This window comes from Streptomyces sp. NPDC057010, assembly GCF_042673805.1.
GTDB lineage: Bacteria > Actinomycetota > Actinomycetes > Streptomycetales > Streptomycetaceae > Streptomyces.
The window spans coordinates 149,586-159,148 of the sequence record NZ_JBHUSC010000011.1 but is presented as its reverse complement, the minus strand read 5'-3'; the positions used below and the strand labels follow the sequence as shown (position 1 = coordinate 159,148).

The window sequence follows — 9,563 nt, the reverse complement described above, 5'->3', positions numbered from 1 at the left end:
CCCCGCGCCTCAAACGCCGGCGGGGCTGGATTTGGGCCGGGCATGCCGACGGGGCCGGGGGTCGCCCGGCCCCGTCGGCGTTTCGGCCGCTACTCCGAAACCGTGGCCACCGCGTCCGCCGCGCCCGGCAGGGGCTGGTCGCCCGGGGCCTGGTCGGGGGCGTTCTCCGGGTGGTGACAGGCCACCTGGTGGCCCGTCTTGAGCGCCAGCAGCGGCGGTTCCTGCGTCGTGCAGATCTGCGTCGCCTTCCAGCACCGCGTGTGGAAGCGGCAGCCGCTCGGCGGCGAGATCGGGGACGGCACGTCGCCCTTGAGCAGGATGCGGCCGCTCTTGGCACCGCGCCGCCGCGGGTCCGGCACCGGTACGGCCGACATCAGGGCCGTCGTGTACGGGTGCATCGGCGCCTCGTACAGCGACTTGCGGTCGGCCAGCTCGACGATCTTGCCGAGGTACATCACCGCGATGCGGTCCGAGACGTGCCGGATGACCGACAGGTCGTGCGCGATGATCACGTACGTGAGGCCGAGCTCCTCCTGGAGGTCGTCCAGCAGGTTGACCACCTGGGCCTGGATGGAGACGTCCAGGGCGGAGACGGGCTCGTCGGCCACGACCAGCTTGGGCTTGAGGGCCAGCGCACGGGCGATGCCTATGCGCTGGCGCTGGCCGCCCGAGAACTCGTGCGGGTAGCGGTTGTAGTGCTCCGGGTTGAGGCCCACCAGGGAGAGGAGCCGCTGCACCTCCGCCTTGAGGCCGCCCTCCGGCTCCACGCCCTGCAGCTTGAACGGCGCGCTGACGATCGTGCCGACCGTGTGGCGCGGGTTCAGCGAGCCGTACGGGTCCTGGAAGATCATCTGGATGTCGCGGCGCATCGGCCGCATCCCGGCGACGCCGAGGTGCGTGATGTCCGTGCCCTCGAACTCGACGGTTCCGCCGGTCGGTTCGAGCAGCCGCGTGATCAGCCGGCCCATCGTCGACTTGCCGCAGCCGGACTCGCCGACGATGCCGAGGGTCTCACCGCGCCGGACGTCGAAGTCGATGCCGTCGACGGCCTTGACCGCGCCCGCCTGGCGCTTCAGCAGCCCCTTGGTGATCGGGAAGTGCTTCGTCAGGCCCGTCACCTTCAGCAGCAGCTCGGGCTCGGGAGAGCCCGCGGCCTGCGCGGGGATGGCGGCTGCTTCCGTCTTCTTGGTCTCAGGCGTGTCGGTCACAGCTTCGGCGCAATCTCTTCGGTCCAGATCCGGGTCCGCTCCTCCTGCGACATGTGGCAGGCGGACCAGTGGCGGCTGCCGTCCTCCGTGAGCTCCGGCCGCACCGTGCGGGTCACGTTGCCCTTGGGTACGTCGGCGTACGGGCACCGCGGGTTGAACGCACAGCCGCTCGGGATGTTGATGAGGCTGGGCGGCGAACCCTTGACCGGGATGAGGCGCTCGGTCTGGTCGCGGTCGATGCGCGGCATCGAGCCCAGCAGGCCCCAGGTGTAGGGGTGCCGGGGCTCGTAGAAGACCTTCTCTGCGGAGCCCCGCTCCACGCACCGGCCGCCGTACATCACGAGGAGGTCGTCGGCCATCTCGGCGACGACGCCGAGGTCGTGCGTGATCATGATGACGGCGGAGCCGAACTCCTGCTGGAGATCCCGGATGAGGTCGAGGATCTGGGCCTGGACGGTGACGTCCAGGGCGGTGGTCGGCTCGTCCGCGATGAGCAGTTCGGGGTTGTTGACCAGCGCCATCGCGATCATCGCGCGCTGGCGCATGCCGCCGGAGAACTCGTGCGGGTAGCTGTCGACCCGCTTGTGCGGCTCGGGGATGCCCACGCGGTCCAGGAGCTCGACGGCCCGCGTGCGCGCGGCCTTCTTGTCGACCTTGTGGTGGACCCGGTACGCCTCGGCGATCTGCTTGCCGACGGTGAAGTACGGGTGCATCGCGGACAGCGGGTCCTGGAAGATCATCGCGATCTCCCGGCCGCGGAGCCTGCGCACCTCGTCCTCGTCGGCGGAGAGCAGCTCCTTGCCGTTCAGCCAGATCTCGCCGGAGATCCGGGCCCGCTGGCGGCCGTACTGGCCGACGCGGTGCAGGCCCATGATGCCCAGCGAGGTGACCGACTTGCCGGAGCCGGACTCGCCCACGATGCCGAGGGTCTTGCCCTTCTCCAGCGTGAAGGAGAGCCCGTCGACCGATTTGACGAGTCCGTCCTCGGTCGGGAAGTGCACCTTGAGGTCGCGGACTTCGAGGAAGGCGCTGGAGGGCTGCCCGGCGCCGACGGGCTCGTTGAGAGCTCCGGTCTTGGTGAGATCGGTCATGACAGCCTCACTCGGGGGTCGATCACCGCGTACATGAGGTCAACGATGAGGTTCGCGGCTACGACGAAGAAGGCGGAGATCAGCGTGATGCCCAGGATGACCGGCAGGTCGTGGTCGCTGATGGCGCGGACCGCGCTGTAGCCGAGGCCGTGCAGCGAGAAGGTGGACTCGGTCAGCACCGCGCCGCCCATCAGGGCGCCGAGGTCCAGGCCCAGCACGGTCAGGATCGGGGTCATCGTCGAGCGCATGGCGTGCTTGCCGATGACGACCGGTTCCGTCAGGCCCTTGGCGCGGGCCGTGCGGATGTAGTCCTCGTTGAGGACTTCGAGCATGGTCGCGCGGGTGAGCCGCGCGTACATCGCCGCGTAGAGGAAGGCGAGCGAGACCCACGGAAGGATCATGCCGTTGAACCACTTGCCCGGGTCGTCGGCGAAGGTCGCCTCCGGCCGCCCGAACCAGCCGAGCTGGTCGGAGAAGAAGGCGATGAAGAGCATGCCCGTGAAGTAGATGGGGAGGGAGACGCCGGCCAGGGCGACGCCCATCGCCGAACGGTCCAGGACCGAACCGCGCTTGAGGGCGGAGACGACGCCGGTGGCGACGCCGCCGATGACCCAGAGCACGACGGCGCCCGCCGCGAGCGAGAGGGTGACCGGGAGCCAGTCGAGCAGCAGCGGCCAGACCTCCTGCTCGGTCTTGAAGGAGTAGCCGAAGCAGGGCGCGGCGCATTGCGTGACGTCGGAGCCGTTGGCGTACGTGCGACCCGCCACCAGCCCGACGATGAACTTGCCGAACTGGACGAGGATCGGGTCGTCGAGACCCATCTTCTGCCGGATGCCCTCGATGGCGGCGGGGTCGGACTGCTTCCCGACGAAGTACAGGGCCGGGTCCGTCCCGATCAGCTTCGGGAAGAGGAAGAAGATTCCGAAGGTCACCAGACAGATGACCAACAGCATGACGATGACGGCGAAGATCCGTCGGATGAGATATGCAAGCACTGCGCTCGGCCTGGCTGCGGCCCGGGGGCGCCCCCTTCTGGAGAGCGCCCCCAAGCCGTAACCGCGGCCATCACCTGCCCTTCGTGCCTAGCGGGTGTGGCACTGGAACACTGGAAAGTGGAACTGAACCGGGTCTGACGGACTACTACTTGGTGACGCCGAGCGACGCGTAGTCGTAGCGGCCGTTGTAGGCGTCGGAGGTGTAGGCGTTCGTCAGCCGGTCGCTGCGCCACGTGATCGTCTTGTCGTAGACGAAGGGCAGGTAGACGGCGGCCTCGGAGACCTTCTGGTTCATCTGCTTGTAGATGTCGCCGGCCTTGGCCGGGTCGGTCTCGGCGATGGCCTTGTCGAACAGGCCGTTGATCGCCGGGTCGTTCAGCTCGGAGAAGTTGTTGTTACCGCTCTGCAGGATGAAGCGGCCGTCGACCAGCGGCTGGGAGAAGCCCTGCCCGGTCGGGAAGTCGGCGCCCCAGCCCATGATGATGATGCCGTAGCCCTTCTCCTTGACGACCTTCGGCGAACCGATGATGCCGGAGGTCTGGGCGCCGTCGAACTGGTCGACGTCGGCCTCGATGCCGACCTGCTTCAGGGCGTTCTGGAGCGAGACGGCCGTGGCGACCTCGACCGGCTTGTTGTTGCGGACGGCGATGGTGGTCTTGAAGCCGCCCTCCTTGCCACAGGCCTTCAGGGCGGCCTTGGCCTTCTCCACGTCCGGCTTGCCGTCGTTCTTCAGGACGCCGTACGGGTCGTAGCTGCCGTCCGAGCCCTTGATGCCCAGCGGGAGCATGTTGGGGGCGATGTCGCCACCGGCCTGCGGGCCGCCGCGGGCGGTCTGCAGGGACTTGTGGTCGGCACCGTAGATGACGGCCTTGCGGCACTCGACGTTGTCGAACGGGGCGACGGTCGTCGGCATGACGGCGTACCGGATGAAGCCGGTCTGGCCGTTGTCCAGGTTCGCCTTGTGGTCCTTCAGCGCGGTGGCGCGGGCCGCCTGGCCGATGCCGGTCGCGTTGATGTCGAGGTCGAACTCGCCGTTCATCAGGCGCTTGTCCATGTCGTCCGCGTTCGCCATGAACGTGACCGAGATGGAGTCCGGGAGCGCCTTGCGGATGGTGTCCGACTCGGGCTTCCAGTTCTCGTTGCGCGAGAGCTTCATGCTCTTGTTCGGCTCGTACGAGTCAATCTTGTACGGGCCGCTGGAGAAGGGCTTCAGGCCGTACTTGGCCGCGGTGTCCTTGTCCTGCTTGACCGGGCTCGCCGCCGGCATGGCCAGCATCTGCTCGAAGTCACCGTTGGGCGCGGGGAGCTTGAAGATGATGGTCTTCGCGTCCGGGGTCTCGATCGCCTTGAGGCCGAGCTTGTCCGGGGCGGTGTCCTTGTACGGGCCCGGGTACTCGGTCTTCGGGTCGAGGACCTGCATCAGGTAGACCGGGCCGCCGGAGATGACGTCCTGGGCCCAGGTGCGCTCGATGCCGTACTTCACGTCCTGGGCGGTGACGGGGGTGCCGTCCTCCCAGGTCACGTTGTCCTTGAGGGTGTACTTGTACGTCTTGCCGCCATCGCTGATCTCGGCCTTCGCGGTGGCGAGGTCGGGCACCAGGTCGGTGCTCTGCTCACCCGGGGCCGCCTTGTAGCTGACCAGCTGACGCGTGTAGTAGCGCTGGAAGTCCCACACGAAGCCGTAGTAGCCGCGCTGCGGGTCCCACGAGTCGGCTTCCTGGGTGCCGACGAACTTGAGCTCGCCGCCCTTCTTGTCCGACGCGTTGGCGACCTTGCCTATGCCGGCGTTGAAACCGCCCGAGGCACCCGTCTTCTCGTCGTTCTTGTCGTTGCCGCCACAGGCGGTCGCGGTCAGCATGGCCGCGAGCACGACGGCGGTGCCGGCGGCCAGTCTGCGCTTCGACGTGCGATGGGTAGTCACGATGCTCGCAACCCTCCGTTGTAGTACCGGTGTTCCGGTGTGCTTACGGCTCGAAGCCGGTTCCTGGTGTGCCCTGCGATGGCTAGCGGGAGCCCTTCGGGTCGAGGGCGTCACGGACGCCGTCGCCGAAGAGGTTGAAGGCCAGCACGGTGATGAAGATCGCTACGCCGGGGAAGATCATGAAGAGCGGATCGTCCTCGTAGGTCCGCACGGCCGTGGAGAGGGTCTCTCCCCAGGACGGCGTGGGCGGCTTGACGCCGACTCCGAGGAAGCTCAGGGCGGCCTCGGTCAGCACGTTGGTGGGGATCATCAGCGTCGAGTAGACGGTGATGGGCGCCACCAGGTTCGGGAGCAGTTCGCGGAAGAGGATGTACATGCGGCCCGCGCCGAGGCTGCGCGCCGCTTCGACGTACTCGCGTTCGCGCAGCGACAGGGTCTGCCCGCGGACGATGCGGCCGATGTACGGCCAGCCGAAGAAGCCGATGACCAGCACCAGTACGGCGATGCGCAGGCCCGATCCCTCGAAGCCCCACAGCTTGCTGGGGATGACGGAGATCAGCGCGATGATGAACAGCAGCTGCGGGAAGGCCAGCAGGAGGTCCATGACGCGGCTGATGGCCGCGTCGATCCAGCCGCCGAAGTAGCCGGCGATGATGCCGAAGAAGGTGCCCAGCGAGACCGCCACGAAGGCGGACAGGAAGGCCACCAGCAGCGAGATCCGGGCGCCGTAGACGATCCGGCTGAAGACGTCGCGGCCGTTGACCGGCTCGATGCCCAGCAGGAAGTCGCCGTTCATGCCGCCCCAGTCGCCGGCCGGCAGGCCGAGCAGCGGGTCCAGCAGGTCCTCGTGCAGTTCCTCCGGCGGGTGGCCGAAGGCCTTGACGATCAGCGGCGCGAAGATCGCGACGAGGATCAGGAGGAGCACGACGACACCGCCGGCCAGGGCGACCTTGTCACGCTTGAGGCGCAGCCAGGCGATCTGCCACGGCGAGCGCCCCTCGATCGCCTTCTGCGGAACGTCGGGGGCGGCCACGGCTGCGGGCTCGGCCGCGCTGGTGTCGTGCAGTGGTGCCGTCATCGTGGTGGGGACCCCTCTCGGCCGACGGTGGCCGGCCCATGCCCGCCGCTGTGGCGGCTTTGGTTCTTTCGGCGTCGCTAGATGCTGCGATTGGCGCGAAATGCGCCTGAAGTGCACGTGAAGAGCTGGTGATTGCGGGATTGACCGGCCTTCGGTGGGGGGAGTCTTCAACGGCCTCTCGATCGCCCGCCAGACCTGCCGGGGATGTGATGCGCAACCGTGATCTGCGCCTACACCTTCCGTTATCCGAACCACGCGCTCTGGTGAGCGGTGAAACAGGGCCCCTTCGGCGCGCAACGGACATCCGGGCCAACTGCCATATCAGGCATGGATCTTGGGTGGATTCGGCGGATATGCCGAAGGCCGCACCGGTGGGGCCGGTGCGGCCTTCGAGATGAATGTCTCAGTATGTGGATCTGCCCGCGGGGGCCGGTCAGTAGGCCGGGACCTGGCCCTCGCGGTCGTAGAACGGCCGGGTCTGCGAACGCAGCCACATCGCCACGGGGTCGTGCTCGTCCGCCAGGGCGACCGTGCACACGGGGACGCCCTCGGGGACCACGCCGACGGACTGCCGCATCATCTCCCGTACGGATTCCAGCGCGGGCGCGGAGGCGTCGTACAGGTCGAGCCCGACCGCGAGGTACGGGGAGCCGAGCGCGGGCTGCACCCACGCGCGGCGCAGCGACCGGACGGCCGGGGTGCGGTGGGCGTGCTGGGTCAGCAGCCCGTAGAACTGCGGGAGCTCGATGGCGGGCTCGGAGAGCCGCAGCGGGCCGGCCGGCATCCGGTCCAGGCCGGTCGCGATGCGGCGCAGGTCGGCCCACGGGACGCCGAGGCCGCCGCCCTGGGCGTGCGGGTTGAGCCACAGCCCCCAGCGGTCGGGGTAGAGCGCGCGGGCGATGTCCCGCCCGGTGACGACCTCGCACTCGCGGTTCCAGCCGCTGGCGGCCAGCTCCTGCGGGGAGGTCACGCAGGGGGCGTAGCCGAGCCCCTCGACCTCCATGCCGCCGTACTGGGCGTCCGGGGAACCCGGCCGCCCCTGCCAGAGGAGCATCCACAGGCGGCCCTCGGCGAGGGCGTGCAGAAGCGACTCGTAGCCTTCATAGCGCCCCGGAGTCACCTGGCGCAGCATGTGCTCGACCTGCCCGGCCGCGGCCGTGCCTGACGCACTCACCCGGTACCCCTCTTCGTCCGCCCGTCGTCCACACGTACCAACAGCTTAAGCGGCGCTACGCGAGGTAGAAGGGGCGTACGCGCTCACGAATCCACTCCGTGACCGGGTCCTGGGCGGCGTCGAGGAGGATCAACTGCACGGGCCACGGCGGCGGAACGCGGGTCAGGGCCCGGCCGAGGGCGTCCATCGGGGCGTTCCGCATCTCGGGCTCCCATCCCAGCAGGCGGACACCGATGAACAGTTCCGGGTCCCCTCCCTCGACGCTGGCGAGGCAGCGGTGGGCGGCGGCGACCACGCCGGTGGCGCGGAACTCCTCGGCGGCGGCGGCCAGGAAGTCCACCGGGTCGTCCTGCCAGTCGGGTTCGTAGAGCCGCACGCGGCCGCCGGTGGCGGCGCCGTCGAGGGGGGTCCGGCCGGTGCGGCACAGCTCCGCCACGGCGGGCGGGGGGAGCGGGACGCCGACGGCGCCCTCGGGGTTGAGCGCGATGCCGAGCTGCGGGGGCAGGCCGCGGGCGAACTCGACGGCGGGGGCCACGGCGAAGTCCATGCCGGGGCCCGCGCAGGCGTGGAACTGGGCCTCGGAGCTGTACACCGGGACGTACGCCGCGCCGCCGATCTCCATGGTCGGCAGGGTGAGGCCCTCGGTGCCGCCCTGCTCGGAGCCGCCGCCGGCGGGCAGGGGCACCCACACCTGGCTCCGCCCGAGGACCTCCAGGATCCGCGCCCCGGCGTCCGGCTGCCCGAGCGCCGCCCCGAGCACCTGCTCCAGCTCATTCCCCGGCCAGCCGCTGCCCCGCATGTGCCCCTGCCTTCGTATCCCGCCGATGTCGGTGGAGAGGCTATCGGCCCGGGTACGGCGCCGCTCCCTGGGGCTCCGCCCCAGACCCCGCGCCTCAAACGCCGGCGGGGCTTGATTTGGCCCGCCCGAGTGCACAGGTGCGGCTACAAGACCGGGGCTCCGCCCCGCACCCCGCTCCTCAAACGCCGGAGGGGCTGGATTTGGGCTGAGGTGCCCCGCCCAGTGCGGCTACGGGTGGAACGCGATGCGGGTGACCGCGGCGGCCGAGCGGCGGTCCAGGAGGGTGGCCGAGGCGCAGCCGGCCGGCGGGCGGCCCGATTCCGCGTCGCGCAGGAGGCGGGTCACCGCACCGCGGTGGCGGGCGAACGCGTAGGACGAGACCCCGCGGCCACGGGCCGCCTGGCCGGCCAGGGCCTCCTCGGGGCTGGTGTCCAGCAGGAGCAGGTGCAGCGAACGGCCCCGGCGGCGCGCCGCCGCCGCCATCCAGTTCCGTACCCAGCTCTGCGTACCGCAGTCGTGGACGACGACCGAGGCACCGGAGCGCAGGGTCCGCCACAGCCCCCAGTAGTGCGCGGCGCGGACCAGCGGGCGGTAGACGGCATAGGGGAGCGCCGCCGGCATCCGGCGCTCCCAGCGCTCGCGGGTGTCCTGGGAGTCGATGGCCCCGCCCTCAGCCGCCGCCCGCTTGATCAGCGTGCTCTTGCCGCCGCCCGGCAGGCCGGACACCACCACGATGTCCCCCGGGGCGAAGCCCAGCCGCTGCGGCCCCCGCACCCCCGGCCCGCGCAGGTCCCGCACCGGCCCGGCCGGCTCCCGCCGGACCCGCGGCCCCGCACCCGCACCCCGCTGCACCGGCACCGGCCCCGCCGCCGTCGCCACCACTCCGAATCTCCGCACAGTGCTCGCCTCCCCCGAATCGGGTCCCAGGACCCTTGCCCACTGAGTGTAAAGAGACGGTAATCCGGCGGCCCCGGTTCCGGTCCGCCCCTTGAGAACCGCACGAACCTTCGGACCCCCACACCCGATCACCGCGGTGGCGTGCAATGATGTGCGCCATCTGGACCAACTGCATACCGGCCGCTTGAATCCGCGCGGGAGAGTCCCGGCACGCCGCAAGGCCGTGCGCGGGCGCCGAAGGAGCAAGAACCTCCCTTGAATCTCTCAGGCCCCGTACCGCGTGGATGAGGCAGATCTGAAAAGCGAGCTCCGCGACGCGGCGGCTCCACCCAAGGTGCAAGCCGGGTACCCCTGTCTGATCGGGGGCACTCTCGGCGAACCTCTCAGGTTCCGATGACAG

Annotated in this window: 8 protein-coding genes and 1 riboswitch; all 8 genes read right to left on the bottom strand. The window is 69.9% G+C overall.

The annotated features are described in order from the left end of the window. Positions 1-89 precede the first annotated feature (89 nt). On the bottom strand, positions 90-1,208 hold the full coding sequence (locus tag ACFTXQ_RS14265) for an ABC transporter ATP-binding protein (protein WP_382640105.1): 1,119 nt from the start codon (positions 1,206-1,208) through the stop codon (positions 90-92). After that, positions 1,205-2,299, bottom strand: a complete 1,095-nt coding sequence (locus ACFTXQ_RS14260; protein WP_382640102.1) for an ABC transporter ATP-binding protein — start codon at positions 2,297-2,299, stop codon at positions 1,205-1,207. Before ACFTXQ_RS14260 ends, ACFTXQ_RS14265 begins: the two co-directional genes overlap by 4 nt. Further along, the gene (locus ACFTXQ_RS14255; RefSeq protein ID WP_382640099.1) at positions 2,296-3,294 is read right to left on the bottom strand and encodes an ABC transporter permease; all 999 of its coding nucleotides are present in this window, start codon (positions 3,292-3,294) and stop codon (positions 2,296-2,298) included. Before ACFTXQ_RS14255 ends, ACFTXQ_RS14260 begins: the two co-directional genes overlap by 4 nt. 145 nt (positions 3,295-3,439) lie before the next feature. Next, positions 3,440-5,215, bottom strand: coding sequence for an ABC transporter substrate-binding protein (locus ACFTXQ_RS14250; RefSeq protein WP_382640096.1), 1,776 nt, complete (start codon positions 5,213-5,215; stop codon positions 3,440-3,442). Positions 5,216-5,297: 82 nt separating this feature from the next. Next, positions 5,298-6,293 (bottom strand): ABC transporter permease, encoded by a 996-nt coding sequence (locus tag ACFTXQ_RS14245; RefSeq protein ID WP_382640094.1) that lies wholly within the window; start codon positions 6,291-6,293, stop codon positions 5,298-5,300. 433 nt (positions 6,294-6,726) lie between these two features. Further along, positions 6,727-7,467 carry an enhanced serine sensitivity protein SseB C-terminal domain-containing protein gene (locus tag ACFTXQ_RS14240; RefSeq protein WP_382640091.1) on the bottom strand — a complete coding sequence of 247 codons (741 nt, stop codon included), beginning with the start codon at positions 7,465-7,467 and terminating at the stop codon, positions 6,727-6,729. 55 nt (positions 7,468-7,522) lie between these two features. After that, complete coding sequence (locus ACFTXQ_RS14235) at positions 7,523-8,266, bottom strand: enhanced serine sensitivity protein SseB (protein WP_382640088.1); 744 nt, start codon at positions 8,264-8,266, stop codon at positions 7,523-7,525. A 228-nt stretch (positions 8,267-8,494) separates the two neighbouring features. Further along, the gene (locus tag ACFTXQ_RS14230; RefSeq protein ID WP_382640085.1) at positions 8,495-9,163 is read right to left on the bottom strand and encodes an AAA family ATPase; all 669 of its coding nucleotides are present in this window, start codon (positions 9,161-9,163) and stop codon (positions 8,495-8,497) included. Positions 9,164-9,348: 185 nt separating this feature from the next. Continuing rightward, positions 9,349-9,452, top strand: a riboswitch (glycine riboswitch). Positions 9,453-9,563: the final 111 nt, after the last annotated feature.

Coding starts and splice junctions, on each gene's coding strand:
- ACFTXQ_RS14260 (WP_382640102.1), bottom strand. CDS start 2,299: ATGACCGATCTCACCAAGACCGGAGCTCTCAACGAGCCCGTCGGCGCC.
- ACFTXQ_RS14245 (WP_382640094.1), bottom strand. CDS start 6,293: ATGACGGCACCACTGCACGACACCAGCGCGGCCGAGCCCGCAGCCGTG.
- ACFTXQ_RS14235 (WP_382640088.1), bottom strand. CDS start 8,266: ATGCGGGGCAGCGGCTGGCCGGGGAATGAGCTGGAGCAGGTGCTCGGG.